The sequence below is a fragment of the Burkholderia stagnalis genome (assembly GCF_902830275.1).
GTDB lineage: Bacteria > Pseudomonadota > Gammaproteobacteria > Burkholderiales > Burkholderiaceae > Burkholderia > Burkholderia stagnalis.
The window spans coordinates 103,248-118,427 of the sequence record NZ_CADESW010000025.1 but is presented as its reverse complement, the minus strand read 5'-3'; the positions used below and the strand labels follow the sequence as shown (position 1 = coordinate 118,427).

18 protein-coding genes are annotated in these 15,180 nt (G+C 65.3%); 12 read left to right on the top strand and 6 right to left on the bottom strand.

The window, feature by feature from the left end:
* The first annotated feature begins 292 nt into the window (after positions 1 to 292).
* Together HWY45_RS31450 and HWY45_RS31445 are read left to right on the top strand one after the other, a co-directional pair.
* Positions 293 to 1,177 (top strand): hypothetical protein, encoded by an 885-nt coding sequence (locus HWY45_RS31450; protein WP_150999320.1) that lies wholly within the window; start codon positions 293 to 295, stop codon positions 1,175 to 1,177.
* Entirely contained in the window at positions 1,162 to 1,554 is a 393-nt protein-coding gene (locus HWY45_RS31445; RefSeq protein WP_425129140.1) for a DUF7079 family protein, read from the top strand. The genes HWY45_RS31450 and HWY45_RS31445 overlap by 16 nt, the downstream gene beginning before the upstream one ends.
* A gap of 204 nt (positions 1,555 to 1,758) precedes the next feature.
* Here HWY45_RS31445 and HWY45_RS31440 read toward each other — a convergent pair whose 3' ends face one another.
* From HWY45_RS31440 to HWY45_RS31425, 4 genes are all read right to left on the bottom strand, one after another.
* Positions 1,759 to 2,079 (bottom strand): hypothetical protein, encoded by a 321-nt coding sequence (locus tag HWY45_RS31440; protein ID WP_150999324.1) that lies wholly within the window; start codon positions 2,077 to 2,079, stop codon positions 1,759 to 1,761.
* Between the two features lie 375 nt (positions 2,080 to 2,454).
* A complete protein-coding gene (locus HWY45_RS31435) occupies positions 2,455 to 2,844 on the bottom strand; it encodes a DUF2513 domain-containing protein (RefSeq protein ID WP_059882758.1) in 390 nt (129 codons plus the stop codon).
* Positions 2,841 to 3,128 carry a hypothetical protein gene (locus HWY45_RS31430; RefSeq protein ID WP_059882757.1) on the bottom strand — a complete coding sequence of 96 codons (288 nt, stop codon included), beginning with the start codon at positions 3,126 to 3,128 and terminating at the stop codon, positions 2,841 to 2,843. The genes HWY45_RS31435 and HWY45_RS31430 overlap by 4 nt, the downstream gene beginning before the upstream one ends.
* Positions 3,129 to 4,000: 872 nt before the next feature.
* Positions 4,001 to 5,335, bottom strand: a complete 1,335-nt coding sequence (locus HWY45_RS31425) for a tyrosine-type recombinase/integrase (protein ID WP_230946814.1) — start codon at positions 5,333 to 5,335, stop codon at positions 4,001 to 4,003.
* 46 nt (positions 5,336 to 5,381) lie between these two features.
* Here HWY45_RS31425 and HWY45_RS31420 point away from each other — a divergent pair, with 46 nt between their 5' ends.
* From HWY45_RS31420 to HWY45_RS31400, 5 genes are all read left to right on the top strand, one after another.
* The gene (locus tag HWY45_RS31420; RefSeq protein ID WP_059567356.1) at positions 5,382 to 5,696 is read left to right on the top strand and encodes a Dabb family protein; all 315 of its coding nucleotides are present in this window, start codon (positions 5,382 to 5,384) and stop codon (positions 5,694 to 5,696) included.
* Complete coding sequence (locus HWY45_RS31415) at positions 5,693 to 6,172, top strand: PaaI family thioesterase (protein WP_059567354.1); 480 nt, start codon at positions 5,693 to 5,695, stop codon at positions 6,170 to 6,172. The genes HWY45_RS31420 and HWY45_RS31415 overlap by 4 nt, the downstream gene beginning before the upstream one ends.
* Positions 6,173 to 6,299: 127 nt before the next feature.
* Positions 6,300 to 7,298, top strand: a complete 999-nt coding sequence (locus HWY45_RS31410; RefSeq protein WP_059882753.1) for an NADP-dependent oxidoreductase — start codon at positions 6,300 to 6,302, stop codon at positions 7,296 to 7,298.
* Between the two features lie 62 nt (positions 7,299 to 7,360).
* Positions 7,361 to 8,320 (top strand): alpha/beta hydrolase, encoded by a 960-nt coding sequence (locus HWY45_RS31405; RefSeq protein WP_059882752.1) that lies wholly within the window; start codon positions 7,361 to 7,363, stop codon positions 8,318 to 8,320.
* Positions 8,321 to 8,348: 28 nt separating this feature from the next.
* Entirely contained in the window at positions 8,349 to 8,789 is a 441-nt protein-coding gene (locus HWY45_RS31400; RefSeq protein WP_059809466.1) for a GNAT family N-acetyltransferase, read from the top strand.
* Positions 8,790 to 8,807: 18 nt separating this feature from the next.
* On the opposite strand, the gene HWY45_RS31395 is transcribed toward HWY45_RS31400, so the two are convergent.
* Both HWY45_RS31395 and ygfZ read right to left on the bottom strand, forming a co-directional pair.
* On the bottom strand, positions 8,808 to 9,653 hold the full coding sequence (locus HWY45_RS31395; RefSeq protein ID WP_059567346.1) for an NRDE family protein: 846 nt from the start codon (positions 9,651 to 9,653) through the stop codon (positions 8,808 to 8,810).
* Positions 9,654 to 9,726: 73 nt separating this feature from the next.
* A complete protein-coding gene (gene ygfZ / locus HWY45_RS31390; RefSeq protein WP_059809461.1) occupies positions 9,727 to 10,764 on the bottom strand; it encodes a CAF17-like 4Fe-4S cluster assembly/insertion protein YgfZ in 1,038 nt (345 codons plus the stop codon).
* A 343-nt stretch (positions 10,765 to 11,107) separates the two neighbouring features.
* Between ygfZ and mltG the strand changes: the two genes are divergently transcribed.
* The 5 genes from mltG to HWY45_RS31365 are packed head-to-tail and all read left to right on the top strand — an operon-like array spanning position 11,108 to position 15,169.
* Positions 11,108 to 12,127: an endolytic transglycosylase MltG gene (gene mltG, locus HWY45_RS31385; RefSeq protein WP_059809829.1), complete on the top strand. Its 1,020-nt coding sequence runs from the start codon at positions 11,108 to 11,110 to the stop codon at positions 12,125 to 12,127.
* Positions 12,127 to 12,747 carry a dTMP kinase gene (tmk, locus tag HWY45_RS31380; RefSeq protein WP_017331988.1) on the top strand — a complete coding sequence of 207 codons (621 nt, stop codon included), beginning with the start codon at positions 12,127 to 12,129 and terminating at the stop codon, positions 12,745 to 12,747. The genes mltG and tmk overlap by 1 nt, the downstream gene beginning before the upstream one ends.
* Positions 12,748 to 12,766: 19 nt before the next feature.
* Complete coding sequence (locus tag HWY45_RS31375; RefSeq protein ID WP_059567340.1) at positions 12,767 to 13,798, top strand: DNA polymerase III subunit delta'; 1,032 nt, start codon at positions 12,767 to 12,769, stop codon at positions 13,796 to 13,798.
* A gap of 43 nt (positions 13,799 to 13,841) precedes the next feature.
* Complete coding sequence (locus HWY45_RS31370; RefSeq protein WP_059882750.1) at positions 13,842 to 14,357, top strand: GNAT family N-acetyltransferase; 516 nt, start codon at positions 13,842 to 13,844, stop codon at positions 14,355 to 14,357.
* Between the two features lie 32 nt (positions 14,358 to 14,389).
* Positions 14,390 to 15,169: a TatD family hydrolase gene (locus tag HWY45_RS31365; RefSeq protein ID WP_059567336.1), complete on the top strand. Its 780-nt coding sequence runs from the start codon at positions 14,390 to 14,392 to the stop codon at positions 15,167 to 15,169.
* The last annotated feature ends 11 nt before the right edge of the window (positions 15,170 to 15,180 follow it).

The window sequence follows — 15,180 nt, the reverse complement described above, 5'->3', positions numbered from 1 at the left end:
CGAGCGGCCTCATAGTTCGCTCGGCTATCTGACGCCTGCGCAGTTCGCCCGGGCGCACGACGCGAAGCAGCAGTTTTTAACCTCGGACTCTAACTGCAGTTCGGACTAAAACCGGGGGCAGGTCATGACGGCACAACTGCGGCCGGTACCTTTGATCATCAAAATACGGTGCGTTTCGAGAACCCGTCGGGCAAGGTATGTCAGCGGGTCACGGTGTCGGCAGATGCCGATGAGTCGAGTGGCACGTTCTTCGACTCCTACGCCGATACCCTGACAACATAAGAGGCCCGACATGCCCCACGAGTATCCTGCAATCGCGACGAACGACGACGATTCGATTCACTACACTGGATCCTATCCAGTGAATCAGCAACACCAACTAGATGGGTTGCTCGAGAAATCACTTCAGCAGTTCGAAGCTGCGGCGCAGAAGATTGCCGTCGACTTCATCCAGGACGCGAAATTCCGCCAAGAGTACATGCGCCAAATTGCCGAGGTTCCGAAGTTGGTACGTGCGGAGGTGGCCGCAGGCCGTGTCGGCCTCGAGGAGGGCGTTCGGTTCGCTCAAACGCTGCGCAACCAGATTATGAAGGAGACTCGCGCAGCAACGTCGGCTGGCACTCTCGCGGTGGCCGAGCGCCACAAGAAGGAGGGGCTTTCTGAGCGATTTCTGCTAGAGCGGTATAGCGTCCTGCAGACTGAACCGGCGGCAAAGAAAATGTCTGTGTTCGAGTTGAAGCAATATGTGACTAATATCGTCGAAGGGCGCTCGCCAAGTGCATTCGATCGATTGAACGCGGAGCAGCGCGCGAAGGTGTACTACGCGATCATTGATGCAAGTGGCCGCGACAGTGTCAAGTTCAGCGGATTGGCCACCAAACTCGCGGCAACCGGTAAGGTGTTCACGGCCATGACTGCGATACTGGCCCTTTATAAGGTTGCGACATCGGACGACAAAGTTCAGGAGATCAACCGGCAGGGCTCGATTATTGGCGGCTCATTGCTTGGCGGCGCACTCACGGGCGCAGCCGTGTCGACGGTTTGCGGTCCTGGTGCGCCGATATGTGCGTTCGTGTTGATTGCCGCTGGTAGCCTTGCGGGCGCACACTTGGCGGAAAAGGGAAACGAGCTGTATCAGGAAGAACTGCGAGAGTTCATGAAATGGCAGATTCGATAGGCACAATCGAGCGACAGAATTGCTGGCTCACGATGTCGGACTTGTTCGTCGATAACGAGGTGGACTATAGGGGCATCGCAGACTCACTGGTTCAGCATTGTCCGAACATGACGGATGCGGAGTTGAAGCGAACCTACTTCGACGAGGTGGCCCCCGTATTGGGCGGTAACGGCTTGTCGCCGGCACCCGCAGTGTGGACCGGATTTGATGGGGACCAAGTGCTACGGGATATCAGTGGCTGGCTCGCCAAGCAGCAATCTTCAGCCTACTATCGCGCAACCGGCGGTGTGTGGCGGGCCATGTGCCGATTGCTCTTCAAGTCGATATGGTCGGAACTGGAGCGAGAGTTGCTCGCATCCAGACATTCTGCTGTTTGAGCGGGCGTGCGGCGCTCATTGAGGGCTGGCCCGAGGTCACTGATTCGCGCTCTTTTTTCCAGGTATTCGACCGCCCTGTGGCGGGGACCGCTAGCCCGCGTCGACGATAGTCGCTGGGTCGGGGTCTCGCCCGGCAGATGCTTTGGACGCCCACGACGTGTGGCGTCCGCAAATATCATTCCGGAGGCCGTGAATTGGCTCAATTCAGCCCACTACCTTGAAGGCATTCGCTCGCGCCCCCATCCAGCGATCTTCGGGGAACCTTCTGGCTTTTGCCGACTTCTTGTTCTTAACTGCAATGTGCAGCCGGTGAAATCGTATTTGGAGTGCTGCATAGAGTGTTGTCCCATGGTCTAGTGCCGAACCAAAGGAGTTAAGAACATGGCTACTACAGATAGCTCTTCCACCATGAAGTTTGTCTTTCATAAAGTGGAGAGCCCGGAAAAGGTGCCAGCTGGAATTCACGAGTCCCGTTTCACTGTTGCGGAACACGCGCAGATACAGGCGGCCTTCCAGAATCAGCATCCCGCAAAAAATCCTCAGCTTCTCGAAAAGCAACCCTGTCACATCATTACGTGTTCCGTGACGGGTGACGAAACGGTTTGCTGGTACCACTGCATCAAGTGACCATCAAGTGAGGACGGTGCAAGCCGAAATCAAAGAAAGACCTGCCGTAGTATGGCGGGGCGCCCCAGCATAGCGGGCGCGCGAGGCAGTGCGTGGCAACCGATGCTCCGAATACGAGCGGGCATTTTCGTGTGCTACAGATTTACTAAAGCATGGGGCGGGAGGCTTGCTGGACAAGGCTTTCGCCTCTCATTCCATCCCCTGAACTACGGGGCGACCTCTCCGGAAATCGTTACCCATCGCGGGCATGGTTGTGGTTATGACTGGGCGAGGTCAGAGTTTTACACCTGTGCGATCCTCGATCTGCTTCTTGATAAAGCCTTTGGCCAAGTCTCCCAGCAGTTCCATCGTGAACCCGCCGGCAGCAAGCGCTCCCGCCTTGGTCTTGGCCCACACCTCCGGGCTGCGGATCGAATCCAGAAAGTCGTGCCCAGCCCAGCTTAGGCGGCGAAAACCAATCCCGGCTACGGGCCTTGCGCCTCCGGTCTCAACTAGACCCGCCTCCCTGATTAGCGACAGGTGGTAGTCAATCTGTTCGACCGTGTACTCGTCCACCTGGATTTCTTCGGTGTCGGGGGGAATGACGACGATGCCGCCCATGCGCATCGGTAACGCCTCGAGCTTGAGCAGCAGCTCGCGAATCAGGTCCATGTCGCGCTTCATGCCTGCCCCTGGCTACGTTTGATGATGTGTTCGCGATACTTGACTTTGAGCTGCTTGACTACCGGGTCTACCAGCGGATTGCCCAGGTATGGGGCGGCTTTCTGGTCAATGGCAGCTTCCATTTCGCGAATCGCTGCCTGCACGCTCGCCTCGTCTCCGGGCACGACGCGGACTGTGGCAATCTCCCCGTCAAGCGACTTGAACGCTCGGGAAGCTTCGTCGAACTGCCGCGTCAGTTTATCTAGGCCCTTCAGCATCAGTTGCTCCTTTGTATTGGCCAGCACGGGCCGCTCGCAAGGAACTTCAACTAAGAGACGAGCTCGTGATGACGCTCGTCTCGGTCGCTTGCACTTACTTTTTGGGCTTCCCTGCGCCATTGTGGGCGGGGCGATCCATCGTATAGCTCTGTCCGGGCTTTGGTGTCGGCGGCATTGGCTTGCCTTTCACTGCCGTTCGCTCCTCACCGGTCTGGCCACCTCGTGGGCCCACGATTCCATACTCGCCAGATCTCGGCGCGCTTTGTCCAGGTTTCAGTTTCTCAGCCATTACTTAATATTCCTAAATATGCTCAACAGATTGACGCCGGCAATTTGCCAACATCTGTCGCGCAGCACCCAAGAAACAGTCGCCTCACTCAGAAAAACTCGGCGGCTGACCACGTGGTTACCCCGCACTTCTTACACCGGTGGCCAACCACAGGTAAACACTACCGCAAACTAACCCTCAGATGTTAGGGTGTGCACTAAATAGGAAGAAAAATTTGTTGTGCACCACAATATCTAGTGTGAGTTGCAGGCTCGATAGTAACAATCGCTAATTCGACCCTTTAATCTCGGGTTGAATGAGCATGGCTGCGACTGGGCCGGCCCCCGCGAAAACCGGACACGGTCGCAGTTTTTGTGGCGATGTTGCTACGCGACGACGCCGATCTTTCGAGGCAATGCTTGGATGCGGCGTGCGGAACACGGTGCGGCGGAGTTCGAACGTTGGCAAAGGTCGAGAGGTCCTCATCCTGCGTGCGTTGGTTCGAGTGACTGTTCCGGGTCGGGAGCGCTTGATTCCAAAAGGGTCGAGCGCATTTTTTTTAGCGTAACTGTCCGGCCGAGGCCTTGTCAGTGAAGGCGAAAAGACCGATGCATCATCAGGCGCTGACGGCCTATCCGCTGGCCAGCGCTTCTTCTTCAACTTCGCTAAGCCAGTCTGCCCAAGCTTGCATCATTTCCCGGCGCTCGGGGAGGTACTTTGCGTGATTGTATGTGGAGCGCGTCTTGTCCTTGTCCTTGTGTGAAAGCTGCATTTCAACGACTTCGTCCTTCCAGCCCATTTCGTGAAGGTATGTGGACGCTGTGGCTCGAAAGTCGTGGCCGGTGATCGGCTCAGGATTGTCCGGCACCATATAATCGATTGCCCTGTTGATCGTCGCTCGGCTCATATGGGGAAGCTTTCGATTGCTGTGAAGAATGGGCAGGATGTATCCGCGGCCGCCGTACATCTCCTGCAGCTCGCGCAGCAGGGTCAGTGCCTGTTGCGGCAATGGAACGATGTGCTGCCGCCGAGATTTGATCTTTTCTGGCGGAACCTTCCACTCGGCGGAGGCAAGGTCGATTTCCTCCCACTGCGCTCTACAAAGCTCAATAGTGCGTGGGAAAAGGAGCAGCAGCAGCCGGATAGCAATCACGGTGCGCTTGCTCTTATAGGTGGGGAACTGCCGAAACAGAGCCTTCAGCTCGTCCCGACTCAGTGGTCGGGCATTCTCAGTCGGTGGTTTAACAACGGATCCACGCAAAACAGATGCGGGGTCCGAGTCGGCGCGCAAGGTGATAACCGCGTACTGAAATACATTTGACACGTACTGGCGCAGTTTGATCGCGACGGATGGGGAGCCGCGCTCTTCGACTCTGCGAACCAGGGAAAGTACGTCATGAGCTGTTATCGAGCGCATGGGGCGACTGCCGATATAGGGATACGCATCGGCCTCGAGCATGCGCAAAATCTCGCCGTAGTGGCGCTCTGTCCAAGTTTTCTTCTTCTTTGCCAACCATTCATCGCTGACGGCGCGAAAAGTTGCTTTGCCTTCGTTGATGGTCTTGGAAAGCACTTCCTGCCGTGCATGAGAGGGGTGCAAGCCCTTCTTGACGAGCGCACGAGCATCATCTCGCGCCCGGCGAGCGTCTTGGAGGCTGACAGCGGGATATTCGCCGATCGCGAACAGGTTTTCCTTCCCGGCAATCCTGTATCGGTATCGCCAAAGCTTGGAGCCGGACGGGCGCACCTCAAGATACAGTCCATTGGTGTCGGTAAGTTTGGTAGGCTTGGTGGTTGCCTTCGCCTGCCGAATCTTGACGTCGGTAAGTGGCACGGTGAAAAAGCGGGTATCGTTGTTGGGAGTGTGAAATGATACCCGCTTTGATACCCGCTTTTTTCTCGGCTGCACACGATTTTCAGCGAACGCGGGCGAACGGCGAAGTGCCGGGAAATGCCCGGCCAGCAAGGATATCGACCGAATTGGCGAACCATCACGAACTGGAGCGAACGAAGTGATTCGACATATTGTCATGTGGAAGTTGAAGGAAACGGCGGAAGGCGCGACGCGCGCGCAAAACGCGCTCAGGCTCAAGGACAAGCTCGACGCGTGCCGCAACATCGTGCCGGGTATCCTTCATCTCGAAGTCGGCCTCGCGACGCCGGGCCTCGAAGCCACCTACGACGTCGTGCTGGTCTCGGACTTCGTCGACCAGGCCGCCCTCGATGCCTACCAGGTGCATCCGGTGCACGAGGAAGTGAAGAAGTTCATCGGCGCGGTGCGCGAAGCGCGCCAGTGCATCGACTATCTGGTCGACGCAGCGCAATGAGCGACGCGGCACCGCAGACGGACGGTCCGTCGATCGAGAGCCCGTTCGTCGACCTGCTCGGCGTGCAGCTCGTGTCCGCGAAGGACGGCAAGAGCGAGATCCTGCTGCCGCTCGACGCGCGCCACATGAACACATGGAGCATCGCGCACGGCGGCGTGACGATGACGCTCGCGGACGTCGCGCTCGCGATGGCCGCGCGCAGCCTGACCGACGACGGCGTCGGGGTCGTCACGGTCGAGATGAAGGTGAACTTCATGCAGCCGGGCAGCGGCGAGCTGCGCGCCTACGGGCGCGTGATGCACCGCTCGACGACGATGGCGTACTGTGAAGGCGAGGTGCGCGACAGCGAAGGCCATTTCGTCGCGAAGGCGCTCGGCACGTTCAAGTACATGCGGCGGCTCGCGGTCGGGCGCGACATCAAGCGGCAGCGCAGCCGCACCGCGCCGGATGCCCATCCGGGCCCGAGCGACGCGTAAGCCGGCAATGCGCGGCCCTGCCGGTCCGGCAGGGCCGTTTTTCTTCCTGCGGCGGGCTGCAGCGCGCTGCAGGGCATGGGGCCCGCGTCGGCGCTGAAGCGCCGGCTCGGGTCGACAGGAGGCAGCGATGAGCGTCGTCAATCGTCAGATCCTGCTCGTGTCGCGTCCGCAGGGCGCGGCGAGCGTCGACAACTTCCGGCTCGTGGAGACGCCGCTTGCACCGCTCGCCAGCGGCGAAGTGCGCGTGCGCAACCATTTCCTGTCGCTCGATCCGTACATGCGCGGCCGCATGAGCGACGCGAAGTCGTACGCGGAACCGCAGCCGCTCGACGAGGTGATGATCGGCGGCACGGCGGGCGAGGTGATCGAGTCGCGGCATCCGGGCTTCGCGGTCGGCGATCGCGTGGTCGGCACCCTCGGCTGGCAGGAATACGGCACGTCCGACGGACACGGGCTGCGCAAGGTCGACACGTCGCGTGTGCCGCTGTCGGCTTGCCTCGGCGTAACCGGGATGCCGGGTGTCACCGCGTGGTACGGGCTGAACCGGATCATCGTGCCGAACGCCGGCGAGACGGTGGTCGTCAGCGCCGCGAGCGGCGCGGTCGGCAGCGTCGTCGGCCAGCTCGCGAAGCGCGCCGGGTGTCGCGCGGTCGGCATCGCGGGTGGCCCCGACAAATGCCGCTACGTCGTCGACACGCTCGGCTTCGACGCATGCGTCGACTACAAGGCCGGCCGGCTCGTCGACGATCTCGCGGCCGCGACGCCCGACGGCGTTGACGGCTGCTTCGAGAACGTCGGCGGCGCGGTGCTGGACGCGACGATGGCCCGCATGAACGCGTTCGGCCGCATCGCCGTGTGCGGGATGATCGCAGCCTACGACGGCGCGAGCGCGCCGCTGACGAATCCCGCGCTGATCCTGCGCTCGCGGCTGAGAATGCAGGGTTTCATCGTGTTCGAGCATCCGGACGCATGGCCGCCGGCGCTCGCGGAGCTGACGGAGCTCGTCGCGACGAAGCAGCTGCATTACCGCGAGTCGATCGCGTGCGGGCTCGAGCGTGCGCCGGAAGCCTTCCTAGGGATGCTGAAGGGCCACAATTTCGGCAAGCAGCTCGTCCAGCTCGTCTGACGCGGGCGTGGCATCATACGACGCTTGTCCGTGAGCGGCGCCGCGCAGGCGCCGGTATTTCGATGCCGCTGAATCCGAAGATCGCCCAGATACTCGACATGGTCGAGCGCGCGAAACGTCCGTCCTATCATCACCAGACGCCGCAGCAGGCGCGCGCGGCCTACGAGAAGAGCGCGCCGATCCTCGACGTGATGCCCGCGCCGATGCATTCGGTCGACGATTGCGTCGTGCCGACCCGCGACGGCCGCTCGATCGGCGCGCGCCTCTACCTGCCGGTCGCGCCGAGCCTCGCCGAGCCGCTGCCGGCGCTGGTCTATTACCACGGCGGCGGTTTCACGGTGGGCAGCGTCGACACGCACGACGCGCTGTGCCGGATGTTCGCGCGCGATGCGCAATGCGCGGTGCTGTCGGTCGACTATCGGCTCGCGCCCGAACACAAGTTTCCGACCGCGGTGAACGATGCGGACGACGCACTGCGCTGGCTGCATCGCGAGGCCGTCGCGTTCGGCATCGACGCGGCGCGGCTCGCGATCGGCGGCGACAGCGCGGGCGGCACGCTCGCAACCGTCTGCGCGGCGCTGGCGCGCGACGCGGGCATCCGGCTCGCGCTGCAGCTGCTGATCTATCCGGGCGTGACCGGCCATCAGCAGACCGATTCGCACGCGCGGCTCGCGAACGGCTACCTGCTGTCGCAGGACACGATCCAGTGGTTCTTCTCGCAATACCTGCGCGAGCCGTCCGACCGCGACGACTGGCGGTTCGCGCCGCTCGACGGCACCCGCGGCGCGCCGTCGTTCGCGGGCGTCGCGCCCGCGTGGATCGCGACCGCCGAATACGATCCGCTCGGCGACGAGGGCGCCGCGTATGCGGACAAGCTGCGCGCGGCGGGTGTTCCCGTCACGCTGACCTGCTACGCGGGGATGATTCACGAATTCTTCAAGATGGGCGGCTTCGTGCCCGAGGTGCGCGCCGCGCACGCGGATGCGGTGGCGGCGCTGAAGGCGGCATTCGACGAGATCTGACGGCGGCACGGCCGCGCGGAGGGCGCATATGGCGGACTGCGTGGTAGAGACGGGCGACTGGGCGAGGCTCGGCGGCGACGCCGCGCGCATTCGCGACGCGGTGTTCGTGCGCGAGCAGCGCATTCCGCCGGAATGGGAACTCGACGACGACGATCCACTGTCGCGCCATGCGGTCGCCTACCGGTTCGACGCCGCGGCGGGCACGCGTTGCGCGATCGCGACCGGGCGGCTGCTGCCGTCGGGCACGATCGGCCGCGTCGCGGTGCTGGCCGGCGCGCGCGGGCAGGGCGCCGGTTCCGCGGTGCTGTGCGCGCTGATGGACGAGGCGCGGCGCCGCGGCGAGCCGCTCGTGCGGCTCTATGCGCAGGCAGCCGCCGTGCCGTTCTACGTCCGGCACGGCTTCACGGCGATCGGCGATCCGTTCGTCGAGATCGGCGTGCCGCACGTCGAAATGACGCGCGCGCCGTGAGCGTGCGATGGCGGTGCGTCAGCGCGCCTGTGCCGCGTCGATGTCGAACGTGAACGCGCGCTCGAACGCGCCGGGCCGGACGATGCGGTGCGAACCGTCGTCGTCGCAGCGTTCCTTGATCTCGACCGTCAGCCGCACCCCTTCCTTCATCGTGACGCGCAGCGCGGTGGTGCCGCGCGTGCCGTACTCCGGCGTCTCGATGAACGCGGCCGACAGCGCGCGCTCGCGCTCGAGCGGAATGCCCGTGTGCGGCAGCGCGTCGTCGGCGGCGATGTGCGGGTCGCGCATCATCGCGATCAGGTCGTCGAGCGGCGGGGCCGGATCATCGGTCAGCCGCGTGCCGAGTTCGGCGCGCTTGCGCACCACCTTCGGCCAGGGCGTGTCGAGCCGCGCGTTCGACAGCGCATGCACGCCGGCGGGCACGCGCGCGGGCGCGTCGACGCCGCTCGCGCCTTCGGCCGCGCGGTTGCAGAACCACGCGAGCTCGCGCCGCTTCCAGTCGCCGACCAGCAGGTTGAAGCCGTTGTACACCGCCGCGTGCTCGGCGAGCCGCGCGAGATAGTCGAGCGGCGCGGCAGGCGGGCCGCTCAGGTAGTCGGACACGAGCTTGCCGCGGGTCGGTGCGCCCGCGCGGATGTCGAACGGCGCACGATAGTTCGTCAGCGCGGCGAAACGCCCGTCGCGCGATACGCCGAGCCACGTGCCGCCGGCTTCGAGATCGCGGCCGGCCAGCACGCCGGGCGCTTCTTCCCACCACGACAGCGGCGCGCTGGTGCGGCGGAAGAACTCGTCACGGTTGGCGACAAGGGTGAACACGGGACCGGCGGCGGCATCAGGCTGCCAGTCGAAGGCAATCAGACACATCGGGCGAATCTCTCGCTTGAAACCTCGGGCGCCGGCCGTGAAGCGAAGGCCGGCGTACGAAGGGGGGAAAGGGTCACACTTCCGTCGGCCATGCGTACGGCAGCGGCTCGAACGCGAGCGCCGGGCCGTCCGCCGCGCCGAGATGCACGCTGCCGCTGTCCAGCGCGGCGAGCTTGATCTCGACCAGCGCGTCGACACCGCCGGCCGGCGCGGCCGCCGCATTGACGATCATCCCGCACGGCTGGCCGGGGTCGTCGCTGTGAAACAGTTCGATGCCGGCGTGCACCGCATCGGTGTCGCCCGCGACGTGTGCGAGCGCCGTGCGGCGCTTGATCGTGCCGCGATACTGGCTGCGGGCGACGATCTCCTGGCCCGGATAGCAGCCCTTGCGGAAGTTCACCGCGCCGATCACGTCGAAATTGATCATTTGCGGCACGAACTGCTCGACCGCCGGCTGCGTGACGCGCGGTTCGCCCGCGCGGACGTCGAGCCAGTCCCACACGGCCGGCGATACGGCCGGCAGCTTGCCGTCGAGCGCGGCGAGGCGCGCGTCGACCTCCGCGCGCGGGCCGATCCACAGATAGCGCGGCTTGCCGGCGGCGTCCGGCATGCGGATCAGCGCGCCGGCGGGGCCGTCGACCTTCACGTGCACGCCGTCCGGCAGCGCGTCGAAGATGCCCGACAGCGCCGCGCGCACGTCGCCGGCGAAGCCGACCACGGCGAGCGCGCCGCTGGCATCCGTCAGCTTGGCCTTCGCGCGCAGCACGAACATCGACAGCCGCTTCTGCGCCGCGGCCTGCACGTCCTTCGACACCAGCAGGCGCACGTCGTGGCCGGCGCGCCATGCGAGGAACGACGCGAGCAGGCGGCCCTTCGGCGAACAGTAGCCGGCGAGCCGCGCGCTCGCGGGGTCGAGGTGCTCGATGTCGTTGGTCAGCTGGCTGTGCAGGAAGGTGGCCGCGTCGTCGCCCGCGACGTCGATCACGCCGAATTGCGGAAGCAGCATGTATGCGCCCGCCGCGTCGAAATCGGCGGCCGGCGGGCGGGGAAAGACGGGGAGCGATGCGGGGGCGGCAGCCGGGGCGGCCGTTGAGGCGAACGGAGTGCTCATGGAATGAGGGAACAGTCGATTCCGACTTTGGCGTAGGCGAACGAACATTATATGGGCCTTGCCGAAGTCGCGTTTGGCATGCCCTTACTGGAGTGAGGCTTGTGTGACGCGTGTCAGGGCCTTGTGCGGCAAGGCATGGCGATGTCATGTGCGCCGGGCCGGCCGCGCAGCATTGCGGGCGCGTCGCGGCGCGATGCGCTGACCAAAGCGTGCCCACATCGATACAATACAGGGCTCAACACCCCCGGGAATCCACGAACGCGGCCGGCCCCACGGCTCGCCGTCGAGCGACTTTCTGTTGAAAATCAGCGATTTACCGCTTTAAAGTCAAACACCCATTGTGCTGTCCCTACTGAAGAAATGCGTCGCGACGGTCGCGGTGGCGGCCGTCGTTGCGGCCGGCGCCGGCGTCGGCGGCGTGTATTACTGGGCGACCCGGCCGCTGCTGCTCGGCGCCGCGTCGCTCGACGTCACGATCAAGCCGCGCAGCAGCGTGAAGAGCGTCGCGCAGCAATTGAAGCGCGGCGGCGTGCCGGTCCAGCCGTTCGTCTTCGTCGCGATGACGCGCGTGCTCGGCCTGTCGAGCCAGCTCAAGTCCGGGAACTACGAGTTCAAGACCGGCGTCACGCCGTACGAGGTGCTGCAGAAGATCGCGCGCGGCGACGTCAACGAATTCGTCGCGACCGTGATCGAAGGCTGGACCTTCAAGCGGATGCGCGCGGAACTCGACGGCAATCCGGATCTCGTGCACACGACGGCCGGCATGAGCGACGCCGACCTGCTGCGCGCGATCGGCGCGCCGGACGGCACGGTCCGGCGAGGCAGCGGCGAAGGGCTGTTCTTTCCGGACACCTACCTGTTCGACAAGGGCACGAGCGACCTGAACATCTACCGGCGCGCGTATCGCCTGATGCAGACGCGCCTCGACGAGGCCTGGGCGGCGCGTGCGCCGGGCCTGCCGTACAAGACGCCTTACGAAGCGCTGACGATCGCGTCGATCGTCGAGAAGGAAACCGGGCATGCGGCCGACCGCTCGTTCGTCGCGGCCGTGTTCGCGAACCGGCTGCGCATCGGCATGCCGCTGCAGACCGATCCGTCGGTGATCTACGGGCTCGGCGACGCGTACGACGGCCGCCTGCGCAAGCGCGACCTGCAGGCCGACACTCCCTACAATACGTACACCCGGCGCGGGCTGCCGCCGACCCCGATCGCACTGCCCGGCGTCGCGGCGCTGCAGGCGGCGATCAATCCGGCGACGACGAGCGCGCTCTACTTCGTCGCGAAGGGCGACGGCACGAGCGTGTTCTCCGATACGCTCGGCGATCACAACAAGGCCGTGGACAAATACATACGAGGTCAATAATGGCGCGCGGGAAATTCATCACGTTCGAAGGCATCGACGGGGCGGGGAAGACCACCCACCTGAACTGGTTTTGCGAACGTCTGCAGGGCAAGCTGGCCGGCGCCGGCCGGCAGGTCGTCGTCACGCGGGAGCCGGGCGGCACGCAGCTCGGCGAGAAGCTGCGCGAGATCCTGCTGAACCAGCCGATGGACCTCGAGACCGAGGCGCTGCTGATGTTCGCCGCGCGGCGCGAGCACCTCGCGCTCGTGATCGAGCCGGCGCTCGCGCGCGGCGACTGGGTCGTATCCGACCGCTTCACCGACGCGACCTTCGCGTACCAGGGCGGCGGCCGCGGGCTGCCGCGCGACAAGCTCGAGGCGCTCGAGCGCTGGGTGCAGGGCGGCTTCCAGCCGGACCTGACGGTGCTGTTCGATGTCGCGCCGCAGGTCGCGAGCGAGCGGCGCGGCGCGGCGCGGATGCCCGACAAGTTCGAGAGCGAATCCGACGCGTTCTTCGCGCGCACGCGCGGCGAATACCTGCGGCGTGCGGAAGAGGCGCCGCACCGCTTCGCGATCGTCGACGCGACGCAGGCGATCCCCGACATCCGCAAGCAGCTCGAAGGCGTGCTCGCCGCGCTGTAAGCCCCGACCAAGGACGCACATGATCTATCCGTGGCAAACCGACGACTGGAACCGCCTGCAGCAGTTGCGCGCGCAATGGCCGCATGCGCTGCTGCTGCACGGCCAGGCCGGCATCGGCAAGCTGCGCTTCGCGCAGCATCTCGCGCAGGGTTTTCTGTGCGAAACGCCGCAGCCGGACGGCGAGCCGTGCGGCGCGTGCGCGGCGTGCAACTGGTTCGCGCAGGGCAACCATCCGGACTACCGGATCGTGCTGCCGGAAGCGCTCGCCGGCGAGGCGCCGGGCGCGGCGGAGGATGCCGGCAAGCCCGCGGACGCGGACGACGGCGGCAAGAAGACCCGCGCACCGAGCAAGGAGATCAAGATCGAGCAGGTGCGCGCGCTGCTGGATTTCTGTGGCGTCGGCTCGCACCGCGGCGGCGCGCGCGTCGTCGTGCTGTATCCGGCCGAGGCGCTGAACGTCGCCGCGTCGAACGCGCTGCTGAAGACGCTCGAGGAGCCGCCGCCGGGCGTCGTGTTCCTGCTCGTATCGGCGCGCATCGACCGCCTGCTGCCGACCATCATCAGCCGGTGCCGGCAATGGCCGATGACGGTGCCCGCGCCCGAGGCCGCTGCCGCGTGGCTCGCCGCGCAGGGCGTCGCCGACGCGCCGGCGCTGCTCGCCGAGGCGGGCGGCGCGCCGCTCGCGGCGCTCGCGCTCGCGAGCGACGAGAACCGGCCGCTGCGCGATTTCACGCTCGGCCAGCTCGCGGCGGGCGCGGGGTGCGACCCGTTCGCGTGCGGCGAGGCGCTGCAGAAGCTGCCGATGCCGCTCGTGCTCGGCTGGCTGCAGCGCTGGCTGTACGACCTGCTCGCCCAGCGGATGGCCGGCGAGCCGCGCTATTTCCCGACGCATGCGCCGGCGCTCGCGCGCTGCGCAAGCGCGCTCGACGCGAACGCGTTCGCGCGCTTCATGAAGGCCGTGACGCGTCAGCGCATGGTGGAAAACCATCCGCTCAACGCGCGGCTGGTGTTCGAGGAACTGTTTCTCGGCTACCGGGACATGTTCGCGTGAGCGCGGGATGGATCTTGGGGTTTGAAGTCCGGGTGGACGTGCGATGACCGATTTCTATCGTGATGCGACCGAGGCCGATCTGCCGGCGATCGTCGCGATCTACAACTCGACGGTCGCGTCGCGCCAGGTCACGGCCGATCTCGAGCCCGTCAGCGTCGACAGCCGGCGGGCGTGGTTCGCCGCGCACGGCCCGCGCACGCGGCCGCTGTGGGTGGTCGAGGAGGCCGGGCGCGTGATCGCGTGGCTCAGCTACTCGGATTTCTACGGCCGGCCGGCGTACCGTCGCACCGCCGAGATCAGCATCTATCTCGACGAGGCGGCGCGCGGCAAGGGGCTCGGCACGCGGCTGCTCGACACGGCGCTCGCGCGCGCGCCCGAATTCGGCGTCGACACGGCGCTCGGCTTCGTCTTCGGGCACAACGAAGCGAGCCTGAAGCTGTTCGCGCGCTTCGGCTTCGAGCGCTGGGGGCATCTGCCGCGCGTGGCCGTGCTCGACGGCGTCGAGCGCGATCTCGTGATCGTCGGGAAGCGGCTGGACGGCCGCGCATCGGGCGCTTAGCCGTCGCCTGTCAACCGTATTCAGGAAACACGATGTTCGTCGATTCTCATTGCCACATCAATTTCAAGGGGCTCGCCGACCGCCTGCCGGCCGTGCTCGAGAACATGCGCGCGCACGACGTCACGCACGCGCTGTGCGTGTCGGTCGATTTCGAGACCCTGCCGGACGTGCTCGCGATCGCGGACGCGCACGACAACGTGTACGCGTCGGTCGGCGTCCATCCCGATCACGAGGACGCGCGGGAGCCGACGCTCGCCGAGCTCGTCGAGCTGGCCGCGCACCCGAAGGTCGTCGCGATCGGCGAGACGGGCCTCGACTACTACCGGCTCGAAGGCCGCTCGATCGCCGACATGGAATGGCAGCGCGAGCGGTTCCGCACGCACATCCGCGCCGCGCACGCGACGATGAAGCCGCTGATCATCCACACGCGCTCGTCGTCGGAGGACACGCTGCGGATCATGGCCGAGGAGCGTGCGGCGGTGCCGGGCGGCGTGATGCACTGCTTCACCGAGCCCTGGCCGGTCGCCGAGCAGGCGCTTGCGCAGAACTTCCACATCTCGCTGTCGGGGATCGTCACGTTCAAGAACGCGACCGACGTGCAGGACGTCGCGCGCCGCGTGCCGCTCGACCGGCTGCTGATCGAGACCGATTCGCCGTACCTCGCGCCGGTGCCGTATCGCGGCAAGCCGAATGAACCTGCGTACGTCAGCCATGTCGGACGCTTTATCGCGTCCGAGCGCGGCATCGCCGTCGAAGCGCTGGCCGACGCGACCACGCAGAACTTTTTCCGGCTGTTCAAGATTGCCCGCTGACGGCGGCGCGG

Excerpts from the sequence above, each read along its gene's own strand:
- HWY45_RS31450 (WP_150999320.1), top strand. The coding sequence starts at position 293 with ATGCCCCACGAGTATCCTGCAATCGCGACGAACGACGACGATTCGATT.
- HWY45_RS31445 (WP_425129140.1), top strand. The coding sequence starts at position 1,162 with ATGGCAGATTCGATAGGCACAATCGAGCGACAGAATTGCTGGCTCACG.
- HWY45_RS31440 (WP_150999324.1), bottom strand. The coding sequence starts at position 2,079 with ATGCTGATTCTGGAAGGCCGCCTGTATCTGCGCGTGTTCCGCAACAGT.
- HWY45_RS31435 (WP_059882758.1), bottom strand. The coding sequence starts at position 2,844 with ATGAAGCGCGACATGGACCTGATTCGCGAGCTGCTGCTCAAGCTCGAG.
- HWY45_RS31415 (WP_059567354.1), top strand. The coding sequence starts at position 5,693 with ATGAGCGACGCGGCACCGCAGACGGACGGTCCGTCGATCGAGAGCCCG.
- HWY45_RS31410 (WP_059882753.1), top strand. The coding sequence starts at position 6,300 with ATGAGCGTCGTCAATCGTCAGATCCTGCTCGTGTCGCGTCCGCAGGGC.
- HWY45_RS31405 (WP_059882752.1), top strand. The coding sequence starts at position 7,361 with ATGCCGCTGAATCCGAAGATCGCCCAGATACTCGACATGGTCGAGCGC.
- HWY45_RS31400 (WP_059809466.1), top strand. The coding sequence starts at position 8,349 with ATGGCGGACTGCGTGGTAGAGACGGGCGACTGGGCGAGGCTCGGCGGC.
- HWY45_RS31395 (WP_059567346.1), bottom strand. The coding sequence starts at position 9,653 with ATGTGTCTGATTGCCTTCGACTGGCAGCCTGATGCCGCCGCCGGTCCC.
- ygfZ (WP_059809461.1), bottom strand. The coding sequence starts at position 10,764 with ATGAGCACTCCGTTCGCCTCAACGGCCGCCCCGGCTGCCGCCCCCGCA.
- tmk (WP_017331988.1), top strand. The coding sequence starts at position 12,127 with ATGGCGCGCGGGAAATTCATCACGTTCGAAGGCATCGACGGGGCGGGG.
- HWY45_RS31375 (WP_059567340.1), top strand. The coding sequence starts at position 12,767 with ATGATCTATCCGTGGCAAACCGACGACTGGAACCGCCTGCAGCAGTTG.
- HWY45_RS31370 (WP_059882750.1), top strand. The coding sequence starts at position 13,842 with ATGACCGATTTCTATCGTGATGCGACCGAGGCCGATCTGCCGGCGATC.
- HWY45_RS31365 (WP_059567336.1), top strand. The coding sequence starts at position 14,390 with ATGTTCGTCGATTCTCATTGCCACATCAATTTCAAGGGGCTCGCCGAC.